General features: G+C 71.8%; 16 protein-coding genes. 4 read left to right on the forward strand and 12 right to left on the reverse strand.

Annotated elements, in window-relative coordinates; translation table 11 throughout:
• Positions 1 to 320: 320 nt before the first annotated feature.
• The 5 genes from BJY18_RS01975 to BJY18_RS01995 form a co-directional block, all read right to left on the reverse strand.
• On the reverse strand, positions 321 to 902 hold the full coding sequence (locus BJY18_RS01975; RefSeq protein WP_184777155.1) for a TetR/AcrR family transcriptional regulator: 582 nt from the start codon (positions 900 to 902) through the stop codon (positions 321 to 323).
• A complete protein-coding gene (locus BJY18_RS01980) occupies positions 899 to 2794 on the reverse strand; it encodes a YhgE/Pip domain-containing protein (RefSeq protein ID WP_184784356.1) in 1896 nt (631 codons plus the stop codon). The genes BJY18_RS01975 and BJY18_RS01980 overlap by 4 nt, the downstream gene beginning before the upstream one ends.
• 26 nt (positions 2795 to 2820) lie before the next feature.
• A complete protein-coding gene (locus BJY18_RS01985; RefSeq protein WP_184784357.1) occupies positions 2821 to 3525 on the reverse strand; it encodes an ABC transporter ATP-binding protein in 705 nt (234 codons plus the stop codon).
• A 102-nt stretch (positions 3526 to 3627) separates the two neighbouring features.
• The gene (locus BJY18_RS01990) at positions 3628 to 4524 is read right to left on the reverse strand and encodes a GNAT family N-acetyltransferase (protein WP_184777157.1); all 897 of its coding nucleotides are present in this window, start codon (positions 4522 to 4524) and stop codon (positions 3628 to 3630) included.
• Positions 4525 to 4542: 18 nt separating this feature from the next.
• Positions 4543 to 5394: a class I SAM-dependent methyltransferase gene (locus tag BJY18_RS01995; RefSeq protein ID WP_184777159.1), complete on the reverse strand. Its 852-nt coding sequence runs from the start codon at positions 5392 to 5394 to the stop codon at positions 4543 to 4545.
• A 403-nt stretch (positions 5395 to 5797) separates the two neighbouring features.
• Between BJY18_RS01995 and rpsA the strand changes: the two genes are divergently transcribed.
• Complete coding sequence (rpsA, locus tag BJY18_RS02000) at positions 5798 to 7288, forward strand: 30S ribosomal protein S1 (RefSeq protein ID WP_184777161.1); 1491 nt, start codon at positions 5798 to 5800, stop codon at positions 7286 to 7288.
• 768 nt (positions 7289 to 8056) lie between these two features.
• On the opposite strand, the gene BJY18_RS02005 is transcribed toward rpsA, so the two are convergent.
• On the reverse strand, positions 8057 to 8689 hold the full coding sequence (locus tag BJY18_RS02005) for a TetR/AcrR family transcriptional regulator (protein ID WP_184777162.1): 633 nt from the start codon (positions 8687 to 8689) through the stop codon (positions 8057 to 8059).
• A gap of 177 nt (positions 8690 to 8866) precedes the next feature.
• Here BJY18_RS02005 and BJY18_RS02010 point away from each other — a divergent pair, with 177 nt between their 5' ends.
• Positions 8867 to 9307, forward strand: a complete 441-nt coding sequence (locus BJY18_RS02010) for an OsmC family protein (RefSeq protein WP_184777164.1) — start codon at positions 8867 to 8869, stop codon at positions 9305 to 9307.
• A 391-nt stretch (positions 9308 to 9698) separates the two neighbouring features.
• Here the strand turns inward: BJY18_RS02010 and BJY18_RS02015 are convergent, their stop codons facing one another.
• Positions 9699 to 9914, reverse strand: a complete 216-nt coding sequence (locus BJY18_RS02015) for a hypothetical protein (RefSeq protein ID WP_184777166.1) — start codon at positions 9912 to 9914, stop codon at positions 9699 to 9701.
• A gap of 216 nt (positions 9915 to 10130) precedes the next feature.
• Here BJY18_RS02015 and coaE point away from each other — a divergent pair, with 216 nt between their 5' ends.
• Together coaE and thrS are read left to right on the forward strand one after the other, a co-directional pair.
• Positions 10131 to 11315, forward strand: coding sequence for a dephospho-CoA kinase (gene coaE / locus BJY18_RS02020; protein ID WP_184777168.1), 1185 nt, complete (start codon positions 10131 to 10133; stop codon positions 11313 to 11315).
• Positions 11316 to 11478: 163 nt separating this feature from the next.
• The gene (gene thrS / locus BJY18_RS02025; protein WP_312873705.1) at positions 11479 to 12876 is read left to right on the forward strand and encodes a threonine--tRNA ligase; all 1398 of its coding nucleotides are present in this window, start codon (positions 11479 to 11481) and stop codon (positions 12874 to 12876) included.
• Between the two features lie 3 nt (positions 12877 to 12879).
• On the opposite strand, the gene BJY18_RS02030 is transcribed toward thrS, so the two are convergent.
• From BJY18_RS02030 to BJY18_RS02050, 5 genes are all read right to left on the reverse strand, one after another.
• A complete protein-coding gene (locus BJY18_RS02030; RefSeq protein ID WP_184777170.1) occupies positions 12880 to 13509 on the reverse strand; it encodes a response regulator in 630 nt (209 codons plus the stop codon).
• Positions 13506 to 14825: a sensor histidine kinase gene (locus BJY18_RS02035; protein ID WP_246458738.1), complete on the reverse strand. Its 1320-nt coding sequence runs from the start codon at positions 14823 to 14825 to the stop codon at positions 13506 to 13508. The genes BJY18_RS02030 and BJY18_RS02035 overlap by 4 nt, the downstream gene beginning before the upstream one ends.
• Positions 14825 to 16351: a glycosyltransferase family 39 protein gene (locus BJY18_RS02040; protein WP_184777172.1), complete on the reverse strand. Its 1527-nt coding sequence runs from the start codon at positions 16349 to 16351 to the stop codon at positions 14825 to 14827. The genes BJY18_RS02035 and BJY18_RS02040 overlap by 1 nt, the downstream gene beginning before the upstream one ends.
• A 94-nt stretch (positions 16352 to 16445) precedes the next feature.
• Entirely contained in the window at positions 16446 to 17996 is a 1551-nt protein-coding gene (locus BJY18_RS02045; protein WP_184777174.1) for an ArnT family glycosyltransferase, read from the reverse strand.
• A gap of 118 nt (positions 17997 to 18114) precedes the next feature.
• Positions 18115 to 18849, reverse strand: coding sequence for a class I SAM-dependent methyltransferase (locus BJY18_RS02050; protein WP_184777176.1), 735 nt, complete (start codon positions 18847 to 18849; stop codon positions 18115 to 18117).
• Between the last annotated feature and the right edge of the window lie 66 nt (positions 18850 to 18915).

Below are 18915 nucleotides of genomic sequence, written 5' to 3' on the forward strand. Positions count from 1 at the left end.
GCTTCAGGAAGTCCACAGTGGACACATTCGTCATCCGCCGCACGAGCAGGAAATCGTGCAGCTGCACGATGACGCAGCGGATTCACCCTGCGCACCCGCCCGGTCAGCGGTATCCGCGTCCGGGCACGGGCACTTAGCGTGAGATGCGCCGATGACCATCTATCCGGAGGACCGAGACATGCTCAAGCGGCTCTTCACGACGTTCCTGCGCCACGGCTGCTGCGCCGCCTGCACCGGCAAGGGCTGCGGCTGCTGCGCCAACTGCGGCTGACCGCCCCCGCGGGGCCCGGCCGCCCGGGCCCCGTTCACCGCCTGCCTGTTCACCGCCGGCCCAGCCCGCGCACCAGGACCATCACCGAGTCGAGCACCTCGGCCCGGGTGCGCGCGGGCTGGAACACCTGCCAGTCGAGCGCGACGACCAGCATCGTGCCGAACAGTCCCGCCGCCGCGGTCGGGATCCGGACGCCCTCGGGCAGCCGCCGCGCCGCGTCGAGCCGTTCCAGCTGCGTCTTCATGATCGCGATGATGTCCTCGCGCAGCAGCGAAAGAGTGTCGTGCCACCGGCCCGGCGTCTGCCACAGCTCGCTCACCACGATCTGCGAAAACCCCGGGTACTCGCCGATGAACTCCAGGGTGGCGTCCACCTGTGCCTCGATCACTTCGAGCGGGTCGGCCTCCGGGCCGGCCGCGGTGGCCGCGCGCAGCCGCCCGGCCAGCAGGTCCACGCCGAATCGCAGCAGCGCGTCGACCAGACCGTCCTTCGAACCGAAGTTGTAGTACACAGTGCCCTTGGCCACGCCGGCTTCGGCGGCGATTTCGTCGACCGTCAGCCCGACCAGCCCCTTGCCGGCCGAAAGCCGCAGGGTGGCCTCGAAGAGCTTCTGCTTCGTCGCCTCCCTCACAGGCTGAGCTCGGGTTTGAGTGCCGACACCGACCAGACCCGGTGCTTGCGCGCGGCCAGCGTGGACAGCAGGATCCCGCCGACGAGGTAGGCCAGCAGCACTCCGACGTCCCCGAGGATCTGCAGGGACGCCCCGGAATAGAGCAGGTGCCGGAAGCCGTCGATCGCATACCCCATCGGCAGCACCACGTGCAGCGGGTACAGCGCGTCCGGGATGGTCTGCCACGGGAATGTGCCGCCCGCGCTGACCAGCTGCAGCACCAGCAGGACCAGTCCGAGGAACTTGCCGACCGCGCCGAAGAACGCGTTCAGCGCGTGCACCACCGAGGTGAACGCGAGTGACACGAGGAAGGCGAACCCGATCGCGCCGAGCGGATGCGCCACGTGGATGCCGACGAGCCAGGTCACCGCGGCGAACAGCACCACCACCTGGGCCAGCCCGAGCACCGCCGAGGACAGCCAGCCGCCGAGCGCGACCCGCAGCGGCGACGCACCGGCGGTCAGCGCCCGGGTGGACAGCGGCCGGATCAGCAGGAACAGCACGAACGCACCGATCCAGGTCGCCAGCGCGATGAAGAACGGCGCGAGTCCGGCGCCGTAGGTGCCCGCGGAGGCCACGCCGTTCGAGGTCACGGCGACCGGGTCGGCGATCGTGTTCGCGGTGGCGGTGCGGGTCGGATCGTCCGGGTTCGGGATCTGCGACAACCCCGACGACAGGCCGTCGCGCAGCTGGCTGGCACCACTCGCGAGCTGATCGGTGCCGGTGACCGCGGTCTTCTCGCCGTCGTCGAGCTTCGCCGCCCCGTCCCGCAGCTGGTTCGCGCCGTCGGAGGCCTGCGCGATGCCGCTCGACAGCTGGGGTGCGGCGGAGGCGAGCTGCTGTGCCCCGTCGGAGACCTGCCGGGCGCCGCTCGCGAGCTTCTGCACGTCTCCGTTGGCCGACTGGATCTTGCCGTTCGCCTGGTCGACGGGGGAGCGCAGGGTGTCCAGCCGGTTCAGGATGTCCTCGACCTGGGCCTCGGACAGTCCGGCGTCGTGCAGCTGGGTGCTCAGCTGGGACCGGTATCCGTCGAGGCGGCTCTGCAGGTCCGCCGACGCCGAAGCCGCCAGCGAGGCGGCATCGGCCACCTTCTGGTTGCCGTCGGCCACCTGTCCGGCGCCGTCCGCGAGCTTGCGGGTCTGGCTGGGCAGCTCGGCGGTGCTCGACTTCAGCGTGCCCAGCCCGGTGGCGAGTGTGCCGGAGCCGTCCGCGAGCCGGCTCGCGCCGTCGGCGAGCTGGTGCTGCCCGGTCTGCAGGGTGGCCGCGCCGTCGGCGAGTTGCTCGGCGCCGTCGGTCGCTTCGGAGATTTTGCCGTAGATGGTGGAGAACCCGACGAGGAACCGGTCGGCGGCCTCGCTGCCCACCTTCTCCGCGATGGTCTTGCGGACCTGGTCGGCCACCTGTTTCGCGATCGTGCCGGACAGGTAGTTGTTGGCGTCGTTGGTGGTGAGCGTGATCGTCGCCTGCTGGGGAGTGAAGTTCCCGGACGACAGCAGTGCCGCGGAGAAGTCGCGGGGAATGCCGATGGCGAACGAGTACCTGTCGTCGCGCACCCCGTCGCGAGCGTCCTTTTCGGACACTTCATGCCACTGGAACGTGCCGGAGTCCAGCAGCTCGCCGGTCACCTCGCGCCCGACGTTGCGCTCCGCGCCCGAGGAGTCCTTCGCGCCGGCGTCCTCGGTGAACACGGCCGCGGGCAGCTTGTCCAGCCGGCCGTAGGGATCGTAGTTGGCGTAGAGGTAGAAGGACGCGTAGAGCAACGGAACGAGCACCAGCGCGGCCAGCGCCAGCTTCGGCAACCCGCCGGTGGACAGCCGGCGCAGCTCGTTGCGCGCGATCCGGAACGCGTTCAGGCCGCCGGCGCGCTTGTCGGGGGTGGTCATGCCCGGTCTCCTTCGGCGGTCTCGTTCTCGTTTCCGGCATCGGCCTCGGTCGCCGAGCCGGCTTCGGGGGCGCTGAACCGCACCGGGTCCGGTTGCTCGGCCGCCCCGATCCGGGCCGGCGGCTGCGGCAGCGCCGTGAGCGGGGTGGTCGCGGCGAGCACGGCGACCGCGAATCCGCGTTCCGCGTGCGCCCGGGCCACGCCGGTCCACGTCGCGACCTCGCTGGTGTGCCGGTCCGGGGTGTCCAGGACCAGCACCCGGACCCCGGCCCGCTCGGCGGCGAGCTCGGTCAGCAGCCGGATGCGCAGCGCCGGCTCGAGGTTTTCGAACCGCGTCTCGGCGAATGGCGCCGCGTCGTGCGCGGACAGCCAGGCCTGCACGTCGGGTTTGCCGGCCGGCCGGTGCGCGAGCGCGAGCTCCTCGCCGGCGACCACCCGCAGGGTCAGCGCCTCGTCCGGTTCGCTGACCCCGGGCGCGTCCACCACGGCCACCAGGCTCCGCAGGTCACCGGCCGGGTCGGCGGTGACCGTGCCCGTGGTCGGACGCAGCCGCCCGGAAAGCGCGAGTGCCAGCGCGGTGATCCCGACCCCCGGCTCGCCGTGCACCACGGTGAGGCTGCCTTCCGCGACGCGGAGCGAGGTCGGGGGCAGCAAGGGACCGTGGGGCCCGTCGAGGGACACCCGGTCGGCGTGGACCTGCACGGCCACACTCCCGTCTTTTGAACTGACCAGTCAGTTCAAAAGCTAGCGCGGTCTCCGGTGGCCGGGCAACCCGAGCCGTGCCACGTCACACCACCAGGTGAGTCAGCGCAGGGCGGACGCCGGGTGCGCCTCCCAGGACGTCCACAGTGGACGATAGCCCTGCCGGTGCCAGAACACCGAGGAGAGCGGGTTGAGCGGGTTGTAGTAGAGGTACGTGCCGACGACGTCCTGCTCGTGCAGTTCGCGGTGAGCGCGAGCCATCAGCGCCCGGCCGACACCGGTACCGCAGTGCGCGGGCGCGGTGACCACGTTGTTGACATAACCCCACCGGCCCGGCGGCAGCAGTTCGCCGGCCTGGTTTCCCAGTGCGGATTCGATCCAGCCGCACTGCGCGAGCCCGGTCACCTCGCCATCTCGCTCGGCCAGCCAGGTGGTGGGCTCGTCGAGAGCCCGGCGCAGCGCGGGACGCAGGAGTTCGGCGGTCTGGTCGCGGCGGCGGTGCGCCACGAGGCCGGTGTAGTCGAAGGTGGTGGTGCACAGGTCCAGCACGGTGCCGAAGTCCTCCGGTCCCGCACATCGGATGTCCGGGCCGCCCGTGACGGGCGCGGGTGGCGCCTGTCCGGTGCGCACGGCGAGAGCGGCCAGCGGGACCAGACCGTGGTCGAGGAACGCGCGGATCGCCTCGGCGTCCCGGCTCGGCCAGTTGACCACGCACGCCGAGTCGGGCTCGGCCGGTTCGGTGTCCATTCGGGACCGGAACGCACCGAGCAGCGCGTCGAACCCTTCGGTGCCGGAAGTCGCGGGATCGGGGAACAGCTGCCACACCTGTGCGGCCGACCAGAGCAACGCGGCGTCGCCCGCCTCGTGCCGATACCGTTGCAGGACACCGGAAACTCGGGACCCAGTGGCCGTCACGGCCACGATCGCCTCCCCTTCGGCCTCCGGCGGAGGTGGCGGCAGAAGCGGGTCCAGCGCGGCGAAGCGCTCGGTGTGGCTCACCCGGCGCAGCGTAACCGTTCAGCCGCGGCGGGTGCGAAAGATCGCCGTACCGGGGAAAAGCCTGCCGCGCAGCGGGCTCCACTGGCCCCACGTACGGGTGTGCCCGGCCGGCCACTCGGGCTCCAGCAGGTCCTCGAGGGCGAAACCGGTGGCGGCGAGCGCGCGCACGTAGTCGCCGACAGTGCGGTGGTACTCGACGTAGGTGGCCGCACCGCCGTCGTCGACCTCCACGTACGGCGTGCGGTCGAAGTACGGCTGGGTGACGGTCAGCCCCTGCGGGCCGGGGTCGTCCGGGAAGATCCAACGCATCGGGTGAGTCACCGAGAAGACCCACGGCGTGCCCGGCCGCAGTACCCGACGCACCTCCGCGAACACCGTCTCCAGCGAAGGCACGAAAGGCAGCGCGCCGAACGCCGAGCACGCTACGTCGAAACTGCTGTCGGAGAACGGCAGCCGCTCGGCGTTGGCCTGCACGAGGGGGACGCTCACGCCAGTGCGGTCGTTGCCCGCGCGAGCGTGCCGCAGCATGCCCGCGGACAAGTCGGTGCCCACTGCGTCCGCGCCCGCCGCGGCGAGCCACCGCGAGCACGCGGCCTGCCCGCAGCCGACCTCGAGCACGCGGCGGCCGCGTACGTCGCCGAGCAACCGGGCGTCCTCTTCACACACGCCCTCGGGGCACCAGACGAAGTCTGCGTCGCCGAGGAACTCGCCGTGCGTCGCGTGGTAGTCATCGGCGTCCGTGTCCCACCACGCGAGGTTCGCCGATTCGGCTTCCGCGCCGCCGACGTCCCGGTGCGCGACACCGGTCGTGCCGAGCCGTTGCTCGGTGCTCGCCGTCGCGTCCGCGGAAGAGGCTGCGGGTTCGGGCATCACGGCTCCTCGTGGCTGGTGCGTGGGCTGGGTGCGGGGGGCTGGTGCGGGCTGGGCGCGGGACGAAGATCGGCTCGTCAGCGCGGCTTTCGGGGGAATGTCCCCGGCGGCCGGGGCGTTGCCCGCAGCGTAGCGGGAGCCGATGGCGACCCTGATTGTGTCCGGTACCGGAGCCCGCGTACGATAAGTGTCAGCGCAGTGGGTCCGCGCTGCCCGGGTCTCTACCAGCCGGGGCCGCGCACCGTCAGCGGGTCATACCGCGGTCGTTCACTGGTGGAACGTTTGCTCGCCGGACGTTTGATGCAGGGTCGCCGTATGCCTCGTCGTCGGACGCCCGCGGCGTGCTGCACCTGGTAGCCGACCGACCACCTACGATACCCATCCACCGGAGCAACCCGCACTCATGACCACCGACACCGCCACCGCCCCGACCGCCCCCGCCGGGCCCCAGCAGGTCGCCATCAACGACATCGGGTCGGAGGAAGACTTCCTCGCGGCGATCGACAAGACGATCAAGTACTTCAACGATGGCGACATCGTCGAGGGCACGATCGTCAAGGTCGACCGCGACGAGGTCCTGCTCGACATCGGCTACAAGACCGAGGGTGTCATCCCCTCGCGTGAGCTCTCCATCAAGCACGATGTCGACCCGGCCGAGGTTGTCACCGTAGGCGATGAGGTCGAGGCCCTGGTCCTCCAGAAGGAGGACAAGGAAGGCCGCCTGATCCTGTCCAAGAAGCGCGCCCAGTACGAGCGCGCCTGGGGCACGATCGAGGAGCTCAAGGAGAAGGACGAGCCCGTCAAGGGCACCGTCATCGAGGTCGTCAAGGGCGGCCTCATCCTGGACATCGGCCTGCGCGGCTTCCTGCCCGCGTCGCTGGTCGAGATGCGCCGCGTGCGCGACCTGCAGCCGTACGTGGGCCGCGAGCTCGAGGCGAAGATCATCGAGCTGGACAAGAACCGCAACAACGTGGTCCTGTCCCGCCGCGCCTACCTGGAGCAGACCCAGTCCGAGGTGCGCAGCGAGTTCCTCAACGCGCTCGCCAAGGGCCAGGTCCGCAAGGGCGTCGTGTCGTCCATCGTCAACTTCGGTGCCTTCGTGGACCTCGGTGGCGTCGACGGCCTGGTGCACGTCTCGGAGCTGTCCTGGAAGCACATCGACCACCCGTCCGAGGTCGTCGAGGTCGGCCAGGAGGTCACGGTCGAGGTCCTGGACGTCGACATGGACCGTGAGCGTGTCTCGCTGTCGCTGAAGGCGACCCAGGAAGACCCGTGGCGCCAGTTCGCCCGTACCCACGCGATCGGCCAGATCGTGCCGGGCAAGGTCACCAAGCTCGTCCCGTTCGGTGCGTTCGTGCGCGTCGAGGAGGGCATCGAGGGCCTGGTGCACATCTCCGAGCTGGCCGAGCGCCACGTGGAGATCCCGGAGCAGGTCGTCCAGGTCAACGGCGACGTCATGGTCAAGGTCATCGACATCGACCTCGAGCGCCGCCGCATCTCGCTGTCGCTGAAGCAGGCGAACGAGGGCGTCACGCCGGAGACCGAGTTCGACCCCACCCAATACGGGATGGCCGCCGAGTACGACAACGAGGGGAACTACATCTACCCCGAGGGCTTCGACCCGGACACCCAGGAGTGGCAGGAAGGCTTCGACAAGCAGCGCGAGGAGTGGGAGCGCGGCTACGCCGAGGCCCACACCCGCTACGAGGCCCACATGGCCCAGGTCAAGAAGGCCGCCGAGGCCGACGCCGAAGCCGCCGCGGACGCCGCGACCGGCATCGAGGGCGGCGACCAGAGCTACACCTCGGCCCCGGTCGAGGCGAAGAGCGGCGGCACGCTCGCCAGCGACGAGCAGCTCGCGGCCCTGCGCGAGAAGCTCTCCGGCGGTGCGTGAGCCCGCTCGGTAGCACCTGATCCACCCGCGGCCCCGGTCCTTTTCGGACCGGGGCCGCGGCCGTGTGCGGGGTGCGGCCGGGGTGGGCAGTGTCTGGTGTGGCCGTGTCCGGGGTGGCTGTGTGGGCCGCAGCCGGGGTGTCCCGGCAGGCCGTGCACCGGGAGGTCGTGTCTGCAGTGGATGAGGGGTGGCCGTGTGTGGGCCGCAGCCGGGTAGGCCGGGTGTCCCGGGAGGCCGTGCCGCGGGAAGCCGTGTCTGCAGTGGACTGGATGGGGGGTGGCGGTGTGTGGCGTGGGCCCTCTCCGGGGTGGTCGCGCCTGGCGTGGCCGTGTCCGGGGTGGCCGTGCGTGCAGTGGGCGGGATGCGGTGTGGGCCGGACACGGAAGTGGGCCGGGTGCGAGGCGGTCCAGATTGCGGACCGGACCTGGCGTGGGCGGGCGGCGGTGCTGGTCTTGGGCTGGTGTCATCCGGTGTGGGCGGCCGGTTGTGCTGGTCGTCGTCCGTGCGGGATGGTCGCTGATGCTGGTCGTCGTCCGGTTTGACGTAGGCGGCGGTGCTGGTTGTGGTCTCCCGCCGGGTGCTCTCGCGTCGGGGGCAGCAAAGGACCCGGTGCGGTGCACGGAGGTTTGTTGCGCCATACGGGTCCCGGTGCGCTGATGCGGTAGCCGCCCCGTGCGCCCTGCTCCGTGATCGTGACCGTGACCCACGCTGGTCCTGCGGGGACGCCGTCCGTGGGGTCGGCGGGTCCGGGTGTGGCTGGTGCGCCGGTCAGGCGCGCAGGCCCAGGCCGGTGATCATCGCCAGGACGCCGCGGCGGTACATCTGGGTGTGGGCTTCCGCCGTGGGGTCGAGGAACCAGTCGTCGATGTGGGTTTGGGAGCGGATGGTCAGTTCCACGCTCACGAGGCCGTGCATCGCCGTCCACAGCAGGTAGCCGGAGTCGCGGGCGAGCGTTTCCGGGGGGCAGATCCGGTCGACCTTCGCGACGAACTCCGCGAACGTCGTGCGCACCACGGCCGAGCGCAGTGCCGGGTCCGGATCGTAGTCGTGGATCGAGCGTTCGAACATCAGCGCGTAGCGGGCGGGGCTCGCCAGGGCGAAACGGCGGTAGGCGAGGGCGACCTCGAGCAGATCGGTGACCCCGTCCTCGGTGTCCGGCGGTGTCGCCCGCAGTTCCTCGCGCATCAGGTCGAACGCGCGCTCGTAGAGCGCGTCGAGCAGCCCGACGCGGCCGCCGAACCGGGTGTAGACGGTGATGGTCGACGCCCCTGCCCGCTCGGCCACCCCGCGGACGGTCAGCCCGGCGACGCCGCGGTCGGTGAGGACCGCCAGCGCCGCGTCGAGGAACCGCCGCCGGTTCTGCTGCTCGGCCGGCTGTGTCGAAAGGTGCCGGGTGGCCACGCTTTCCACCCCCTTGTACCCGTGCCGCGCGGGAAGAGCCTCCGCGTCTCGCTGCAGAAGATACGATATCCGCGGCGTCTTGGGAATGTCGCCCGGCGCCCGGATCGCGCCGCCCGGGCCCGCCACCGTCCACACGCGACGCCGGGATCGCGTCACCGAGCCGGAGGAACCCCCGCCATGACCCAACCGGAGCCCGGCACCGTCGTCGTCACCGATGCCGGCAGCGGCCGCTACACGCAGCGCGTCAGTACCGCGGCGCACGAACTGCTGGCCGACGAGCCCACCTCGGTCGGCGGGGACGACGCCGGTCCCACACCGTACGACCTGCTGCTCGCGTCGCTGGGTACGTGCACCGCGATGACCGTGCGGATGTACGCCGACCGCAAGGGGATCCCGCTGGTCCGCACCGAGGTACGGCTGCGCCACGACCGGATCCACGCCCGGGACTGCGAACACTGCGAAACCGAGAACGGCATGCTCAGCCGGATCACCCGGAAAATCACCTTCGAGGGCGACTTGGACGACGGGCAGCGCACGAAACTGCTCGAGATCGCCGACAAGTGCCCCGTCCACCGCACCCTGAGCCACGAAATCGTGATCGAGACCGAACCGGCCTGACCGGGGCGCCCGGGGAACGGACCCGCCCCCGCGGTCAGGGGGTGGAGACGGGAGATACCCGGGTGGGTTTCGCGCGCCGGTGGCCAGGCGACCAGCTGACCCGGTGCTCAGGAAGTGGAGACGGCAGATACCCGGGTGGGTTTCGCGCGCCGGTGGCCAGGCGGCCAGCTGACCCGGTGCTCAGGAAGTGGAGACGGCAGATACCCGGGTGGGTTTCGCGCGCCGGTGGCCAGGCGACCAGCTGACCCGGTGCTCAGGGTTGGAGGCGGCCGGTACCCGGCTGGGTTTCGCAGGTCGGTAGTGAGACGGCCAGCCGGCCCGGTGCTCAGGAAGTGGAGACGGCAGGTGCACGGGTCGGCTACGCGGGCCAGGCGATCAGCTGATCCGGTGCTCAGGGCGTCGAGACGGCCGGAACCCAGGTGCGTTCGCGGGCCGCGGCGAGGGCGCGGCGGCGGAGGCCGGCCAGGCTGTGCTGGGCGGGGACCAGCAGGGCGCTCAACCACGTGCGCCGGTACTCCGCGAGTGCGTCGGCGACCTGGCGGTAGGCAACGCAGTGCACTAGTCCGGGCGTGCCGAGCCGGTGCTTCCCGACGTGCTTGTCCGCCATCCGTTCCTCCGTGTGGGCGACGTTTTCGCAGCGCACGCTACGCATCCGCGACCCGAAAACGGCGGAACCACGCGGCGTGTCACCCATATCAGTCGGACAACGCGACGGAATGTGCTTGCGTTTGCGTTGTGGGTGTGCGATTACCCGTGCTGGTGCACGTGCACAGCCTCGTCGTCCCCTGAGCGGGTGACGAGCCCGCTGGTTAGGGTGTGGCTCATGTTGCGAGTGGGCCTGACGGGTGGAATCGGTTCGGGGAAGTCGACGGTGGCGAACCGGCTGGCCGAGCACGGCGCCGTGGTGGTGGACTCCGACCGGATCGCCCGCGAGGTCGTCGAACCGGGCACCCCGGGGCTCGCCGCGCTCACCGCAGCCTTCGGGCCGGACGTGCTCGCCGCGGACGGGTCGCTCGACCGGGCTGCGCTGGCCGCCCGCGCGTTCGCCGACGAGGAGTCGCGCCGACGGCTGAACGGCATCCTGCACCCGCTGATCGGGCAGCGCACCGGCGAGCTGATGGCCGCGGCCGCGGAGGACGCGGTGCTCGTGCACGACGTTCCGCTGCTGGTGGAGAACGACCTCGCCCCGGCGTATCACCTGGTGGTGGTCGTGGACGCGCCGGTCGAGGTCCGCGTCCGCCGGCTGATCGAGGTGCGCGGCATGACCGAGGACGACGCCCGGGCGCGGATCCGCTCGCAGGCGGCCGAGGAACAGCGCCGCGCGGTGGCCGACGTCTGGCTCGACAACGGTGGTCCGCGTGACGTCGTGCTCGCCGAGGTGGACGCGCTGTGGGCGGACCGGCTCGTGCCGTATGAGGCGAACCTGCGGCTGCGCAAGCCCCGGCCCCCTGCCTCGCCGGTGCTTTCCGCCTACGATCCGACCTGGCCGCTGCAGGCCGAACGCCGGCTCGCGCGGCTGCGTCAGATCGCCGGGTCGCGCCTGGTGCGCGCCGACCACATCGGCTCCACGGCAGTGCCCGGGCTGCCCGCGAAGGACATCCTCGATCTCCAGCTCACCGTGTCCACTGTGGACGATGCAGACGAACTCGCGGAAGTGCTGGCGGACGCCGGATTCCCCCGGAGGGAGGGGGAGTGGGTCGACGATCCGCAGAGCGGCGGCACGCCGTGGCCGAAGCGGCTGCACATGAGCGCCGACCCGAAGCGAGCGGTGAACCTGCACGTCCGCTCCACCGAAACGCCGGCGTGGCGGCTGGCGCTGTTGTTCCGCGACTGGATCCGCGCGCACCCCGAAGAGCGCGAGCAGTACGCCGCGGTGAAGCAGCAGCTCGCTCGCGAACACGCTGCGGACGGCACAGTCGAGCACTACGCCGAGGCGAAGCAGGGCTGGGTCAACGAGGCCTTCGTGCGGGCCGAATCGTGGGCGGCGAACAGCTCCTGGCAACCGTGACCCGGAAAAACCGGGTGCGGCCGTCCGCAAGCACCGTTACCGTCGACGGCATGCAGCGCGCCGCGAACACGACCACGCCGGATCCCGTCCCGGCGCGCTGACCACTGACACCGAGCCCGGGGCGAGTACCCCGGGCTTCGCCCTGCGGTCTCCTCGCCCCGCCGTGACGAACGAGGAGACCACGGTGTGCGACCACGAGATGCCCGACCACGACCGGCCCGAACACCACGTGCTCGACCACGACCGGCCCGGCGACCACGACCGGCCCGAACACCACGTGCTCGACCACGACCGGCCCGACCACGACCTGCCTGACCACCACCGGTTCGATCACCGCAGGCTCGGCCGCGAACTCGGCCTGTTCGGCGGCGATCCGCTCATCGGCGCCGGCCTGCCCTACCTGCTTCCCGACGGCGCGGCCGTGCGGCACGTGCTGGAGGAGTACGTGCGTGCGGCCGAACGTCGGGCCGGCTACCGGCACGTGTGCTCGCCCGTCCTCGGGAAACGCGAGCTGTACGAGCTTTCCGGACACTGGGAGCACTATCGCGACGACATGTTCCCGCCGATGCGGGCCGGTGGCGAGGAACTCGTGCTGCGGCCCAGCCTGTGCCCGCACCACGCGCTGATCTACCGGTCCCGTGGCCGCAGCCACCGCGAACTGCCGGTGCGGCTGGCCGAACTGGGCGGGATGTACCGGGCCGAGCCGACCGGGGTGCTCGGCGGGCTGAGCCGGGTCCGCGCGATCCAGCTCAACGACGGGCACGTGTTCTGCACGCCCGTGCAGGTCGCCGGTGAGGTACGCGGCGCGCTGGAGCTGATCCGCCGCGTCCACGCGGACCTCGGCGTGAAACCCGTCCGGTACCGCCTTTCACTGCCCGGCGAGGGCGGGAAATACGCCGGTGCGCCGGAAAACTGGGCACGGTCGGCCGAACTGCTCGCCGAAGCGCTGGAGGGCTTCGACTACGAACGTGCCCCGGGCGAGGCCGCGTTCTACGGCCCGAAGATCGACGTCCAGGTCGCCGACAGCGCCGGTCGTGAATGGACCCTGTCCACCGTGCAGGTCGATGTCCACCAGCCGGAGCGGTTCGGCCTGGAGTACACCGGGCCGGACGGCCGCGCGCACCGGCCGGTTCTGGTGCACCGCAGCATCCTCGGCAGCCTGGAACGCGTACTGGCCCAGCTCCTCGAGGAGCACGGTGGTGCGTTCCCGCCGTGGCTGGCTCCGGTGCAGGTCGTCGTGCTTCCGGTGCGGGACGCCGACTTTCCGGCCGCGGCGGCGCTGGAACAGCGGTGCCTGGACGCCGGTCTGCGCGTGGAGGTCGTCCCGGCGGACCGCGGCAGCCTGGCCGCGCGCGTCCGGGACCACCGGCTGGTGCCGTACCAGGCGGTGGTCGGTGCGCGGGAGGCGGCTGCGGGTTCGGCAGCAGTGCGGTTGCGCGATGGCCGGCGGCTGGATCCGTTGCCGGCCGGGGAATTCGTGGCCGGGGTGGCGGCGCGGATCGCCGCCCGCGACGGGGAGCTGTGGCCTGGACGGGACGAGGGCGCACCGGGTCTTCGGTGAGACTCAGCGCGAGCTCAGCAACCCCCGCCCCAGCGCGACCGCGACCGCGGCGGCCCGGTCTTTCACACCGAGCTTCGCGTACGCGTGCAGCAGATGGGTCTTCACGGTCGCCTCGCTGATGAACAGCTGCTTGGCCGCTTCCTTGTTGGTCGAACCGCGGGCGACCAGGGTGAGCACTTCGATCTCGCGCTGCGACAAGGGTTCCTGGGCGGGGGCGCGCAGCCGGCCCATGATCCGGCTGGCCACCGCGGGGGAGAGCACCGATTCGCCGCGGGCGGCGGCGCGCACGGCCCGGAACAGCTCCTCCCGGGGAGCGTCCTTGAGCAGGTAGCCGGTCGCCCCGGCCTCGATCGCGGGCAGCACGTCGGAATCGGTGTCGTAGGTGGTCAGCACGAGCACCCGCGCCGGATTGCCCAGGCGGGCCAGCTCGGTGATCGCGGCGACGCCGTCGGTGCCGGGCATGCGCAGATCCATCAGCACCACGTCCGGACGCAGTGCCTCCGCGAACGTGACCGCTTCCGCTCCGTTCGCGGCCTCGCCCAGCACCTCGAACCCGCGCTCGCCGGTGAAGATGCCGCGCAGGCCGTCCCGGACGATCGGGTGGTCGTCGGCGATGAGCAGCGTGACCGTCATCCGGGAGCCCCCTCGTGGTGTGTGCTTTCCAGTGTGGCAGCCGGAACGGCGGGCAGGTTCACCGAGACCGCCGTGCCGCCGCCGGGTTCGGACTCCACGGTCAGCGTGCCGGCAAGGCGTCCGGCCCGCCGCCGCATCCCGGGCAGCCCGAAGCCGCCCTCGTCCGCGGGCGGGGCCGCCGGGTCGAAGCCGGCGCCGTCGTCGCGGACGTCGAGTGTCACTTCGTCGCCCATGTAGGACAGGGTGAGCCCGACCCGGCCCGCCCGCGCGTGCTTGGCCACATTGGACAGTGCTTCCTGGGTGATGCGCAGCAGGGTCGCCTCCAGCTCCGGATGCAGCGACGCGACGGTGCCGGTGGCGGAGAACGTCGCGGGCACGCCGGTCTGCGCGCTCCACCGGTCGACCACACCGGCGAGCGCCTCGGGCAGCGTCGCCGCGTCGAGTGGTTCCGGATGCAGTGCCTCCACCGAACGACGGGCGGAGCTGAGGTTCTCCCGGGCGAGCGCGGCGGCCGCCCGCAGGTGCCGTTGCCGGGTCGCCGGATCGTCCCGGGCCTGGTCGGCGGCTTCGAGCTGGGTGATGATGCCGGTGAAGCCCTGGGCGAGCGTGTCGTGGATTTCCTGGCTCATCCGCTGGCGTTCGTCGAGCATGCCGGCCTCCCGCGCCTGCACGAGCAGCTGCTGCTGGAGCCCCCGGTTCTCCGCCTCGGCGGCCGCGAGCCGCTCGAGAGTGCGGCGGCGTTCCTCGTTCTGCCTGCCGACCGCGGCGAACACCGCGCCACCGCCGCCGATCGCCACCGTCTGCAGGAGCATCAGCGTGAGCCAGATCCACGGCTGGTCGGCCAGCGCCCGGATCGGACCGCCGTTGCTCATCGTGTTGATCAGCGCCGAGGTGAGCGCGACGCCGGTGATCGCCAGCGGCATCGGACGCATCCGCATCGCCGCGAAGTAGGCGTACACCATGAACAGGACGAAGTACGGGTCGCGGCTCTGGAGCACGGCGGCGAGCGGGAGAACCCCGGCGAAATGCACCGCGGTGAACACCGGGTGTTCCCTGGCGGGTGTGCCGAGCAGAACGGCCCGGAGCACCAGCCAGACCGCGGCAGCAGCCGCCACCGCGAGGGTGGCGGGCCGGTAGCCGGACGGCCGGTCGGTCAGCGTGGTGCTCAGCACCGTGGGCAGGACCAGCAGCAGGAAGGACGTCAGGGTTTCGCCGCGGGTGAACCAGTAGTGCCACGGCATCGGCGAATCACCGGGTCGGGTCGCCACCGGCGGCATCAGCGAACCCCGCCAGTCGAGTTCCACCCGGCGGCCCATCACGCCTTCAGATCCTTCAGCTGCGGCCAGATCTCCGCCCATCCCCCGGTTCGCCCGGACAGCAGCCAGATCGGCAGGTGCCGGCTGGAGTTCGGCACACCCAGCCGGTTGTCGACTTCACCGACGACGCGCGAGGTGCGGAAGTGGGGGAGCAGCTTCGCCGGGTCCCGGCCGACGAACAGCACGCTGTCCGCGTCGTCACCGGGACGGCCGAAGTACCAGAACCCACGGCTCGCGCTGTAGGCCTCGGGCAACCCTTGCTCCGGCCCGTACCGGTCGAGTGCGCCGGCCTGCCAGTAGCCGGCGGTGACGAGCGTGGTGTGCGTCCGCTGGTCCGGAGGCAGCGTGCGGTACACGGTGCCGACCGACGCGGCCAGGTCCGGCCAGCCGGCCTCTTCCAGCGCGTACGCCGGATGCGGCGCGGCGGGGTGGTCCACCAGCCAGTGCGCCGGCCACACCGGGAGCGCGTAAGGCAGGCTGTACAACGCGGAAAGCACGAACACCGGCCACGTCGGCACCCAGCGCCACCACCGGGCCGGTGGCCGCTCCTGCAGGTGCACCGCGGCGGCGGACCACAGCAGCCCGAACGTGCCCGCCGCGTAGTAGAACCGCCCGCCGGACACGAGGAACACCGCGGCCACGCCGAGTGCGGTCCAGCCGAGGAACCGGTACGGCCGCAGCCGCGCGCTGCCCAGCAGCACGGCCGTGCCGTAGAGCACGCCCAGCGCGCCGATCACCAGCCCGGCGCCCGCCAGCAGCGCGGGCACGAATGTCGCCCGCCCGCCGGCCTCCGCGACTTCCCGGGACACCGCGTCCCCCATCCCCAGCTGCGGCCAGCCGTTCGCGGCCTGCCACCACAGCGTCGGCACGCAGGCGAGCGCGGCGATCCCGGCGCCGGCCCACAGTTTCGGCCGGCGCAGCAGGTCGCGCGGCCCGAACACCAGCGCGGTCACCGCGGTGACCGCCCAGAACGCGCCGATCAGGAACTTCACGTTGAGCGCGACCGCGGTGACCACGCCCAGCCACAGCAGCAGATTGTCCTGGCGAGTGCGGATCCAGCGCACCAGCAGCCAGATCGCGATCGTCCACAACAGAGGGTCCACAGTGGACGTCGCGAGGTAGTGGCCGCTGCCCGCGAACTGACCGCAGATCGCGTACGCGGCGGCGGCCCGGGTCTGCGCCTTGCGCTCGCCGCCCAGCTCCCGTGCGAGGAGAGCGGTGCAGATCACTCCCGCCGCGGTCGCCAGCACCGCGGGGATCCGGAACACGACGAGCGAACCGGGGGCGAGCGAGTTCATCAGCCGGGCCAGCGCGGGCAGCACCGCGGGCTGGTCGGCGTAACCCCAGGACAGGTGCTTGCCCGCGGCGAGGAAGTACAGCTCGTCGCCGAAGTAGCCGTACCGGCCGGCCGTCGCCAGCAGCACCGCGGCAATGCCGGCCGCCAGCAACGCGACCGGCCGGCAGGCGAACCCGGGGAGCGCGCGGTCCGCCCGGTTCGGTGCACCGGCAGTGGTCACGGCGTCCATCCTGCTCCCTGTCCGCTGTCGGGGCCCGGTCCGGCGCACCTTACGGACCGGTGCCCGGCGCCACCCCCAGTGCTGTGGCGCCGGGCACACGGCCTCAGCTCGCCACGGTGAACAGCTTCGGCCACAGCCGGTCCCACGGCTGCAGCCGGCCACTGGCCAGCCACATCCGCGTCCCGTCGGCGGCGCTGGGCTTCGCCGCGCCGGTGTCGACCGCGCCAACCGGCTGCACCCCGGTGAAATGCCCGAGCAACGGACGCGGGTCGTCCCCGATGTACAGCACGTCGCGAGCGGTCTCCGGCGGCGTGGCCAGGGTGGCGTAGCCGCGGTTCGGGCTCGCCGGCTCGGGCAGCCCGAGCGAGGGGCCGTAGTAGTCGAGGCCGCTCGCCGCCCAGTACTTGCCGGTGACGATCGCGGTGTGCGCCGGATCGGGCAGCCGTCCGAAGGTCCCGGCGACCGAGCGGGCCGCCTCGGGCCAGCCGATCTCGGCGACGGTGTAGATCGGCCTGGGCAGCGTCGGGTACTTCGCCAGCCAGGTCTGCGGCCACACCGGCAACGTGCCCGGCAGCATGAGCACCAGGGCCAGCACGTACACCGGCCAGGTCGCGATCCAGCGCCACCGGCGGGAGGCCCGCCCGGTCTCCAGCTCGACCGCGGCCACCGCCCAGCAGATCGGGAACATGCCCGCGAGGTAGTAGGACCGGCCGTTGACCGCGAGGAACACCACGGCGAGCCCGATCGTGGTCCAGCCGAGGAACCGGTACGAACGCAGCCGCGGTTCCCGCAGCAGCCGCCACAGCCCGTAGCCCAGGAGGGTCGCCCCGGCCGGGATCCCGGCCATCAGCAGCACCTCCGGTAGCCACATGAGCCGTCCACCCGCGGTCTGGCCGACCTCCTGGGCGATCGAGGCGCCCATCTCCAGCTGCGGCCAGCCGTGCCGGGCCTGCCACACGAGCGTCGGCACCAGGGCGAGCGCCGCGATCGCCGCGCCGCCCCACAGCGCCGGGCGGCGCAGCAGCTCCCGTGGCCCGCACACCAGCAGCGCCAGGCCGGCCACCAGCCAGAAGCCGCCGATCAGGAACTTCACGTACAGCGCCACCGCGGTGACCACACCCGCCCAGAGCAGCAGGCCGTCGCGTCGCGTGCGGATCCACCGGACGAGGAGCCAGATCAGCACCGTCCACAGGAACGGGTCGAGCGTCGAGGTCGCCAGATAGTGGCCGCCGGCCACGAAGACCGTGGAGACCCCGAACATCGCGGCGCTGAGCACCTGGGCCCGGACCCGGCCGCCGAGTTCACGGGCGATCAGGGCGGTGAACACCACTCCCGCGGCCATCGCCAGCATCGCCGGGATCCGCAGCACGAACGGCGACCCGGGCCCGAGTGCCTCCATCGCGCGGGCCAGCAGTGGCAGCAGCGGCGGCTGGTCCACGTAACCCCACGACAGATGCCTGCCCGCGGCGATGAAGTACAGCTCGTCGCCCATGTAGCCGAAGCGGTTCGCGGTGAACGCGAGCAGGATCAGCAGCGCCGCGGCGATGGCGAACACCGGGACGCGGGCGAAGTCCGCGACCGTCCCCGGTCCGGCCGGGAGGCCCCCGGTTCCACCGGCGCGGCGTTCGTGCTCGCGTTCCTCGATGACCGGCATTTCCGCCGCCCCCTTTCCGGTACCCGTCTGTGCCGGCTACCAGAGTCCCGTGCGACGGGGGCGGAGCGGATCCTCGGAACGGTGCTCCCGGCATCCACCGATCGGTTGATGCGCTGCTTCACGCCGATCGGGCCGCGACGCGGAAGTACAGCATCGGGTTGTCGCGTCCGGTGTGGACGGACTCGGTCAGGCCCAGCTCACGGCGCAGCTCGCCGAGCCGGGCGTGGGTGCGCGGGGCACGGGCACGGGAAGCGGTGAAGTACCGGGTCCCGGTGCGTTCGAGCCAGCGCAGCACTTCCGCCCCTTCGGTGAAGGGCAGCGGAGTGGCCCGGTGGAACACGTCGTGCACGCTCACCGGGGTGCCCGGGGCGAGCGTCGGGAAGACCTCGGCGAGGTACCACTTCGCGAAGCGCGCCCGGTGGTCGGCGTCGACGAAAAGGTAGCCGACCTCGGCACGCCAGTCGCCGGTCAGCGTTTTCGCGTCCCCCTTGCGGAATTCCCAGCGTCCGGCGGACAGTGACTCCGGCACCGTCCCGGTGGCGTGGTCGATCAGGTCGGCGGTGATCAGGCGGCCGGTGCCGTTGTCCGCGAGCGCGCGCAGGATCCAGCTGGTCGACCAGCCGTGCAGCGAACCGATCTCCACCACCTTCTCCGGGCGGAAATGCCGCAGCAGCAGGTAGGTGATCTCCGCTTCGACATCGTCGAGCTGCGTTTTCATCGCCGGATGCGCACGCCGGTGTGCCCGCTGTGCCTCGCGCGCGGCCCGCAGTGCCTCGGCGTGCTCGCGGTAGAGCCGGTCCACGAGGTCCAGGGTCACCTGCTCGCCGAGGCGCCCGTTCACGTTGCTGTCCATAGTGGTCAGATCGTGGCCGGTCGGCGGCGCGCGGGTAATGCGGTTGCCCGCCGGAGCGGGTGGGGT

This window comes from Amycolatopsis jiangsuensis (assembly GCF_014204865.1).
GTDB classification, from domain to species: Bacteria; Actinomycetota; Actinomycetes; order Mycobacteriales; family Pseudonocardiaceae; genus Amycolatopsis; species Amycolatopsis jiangsuensis.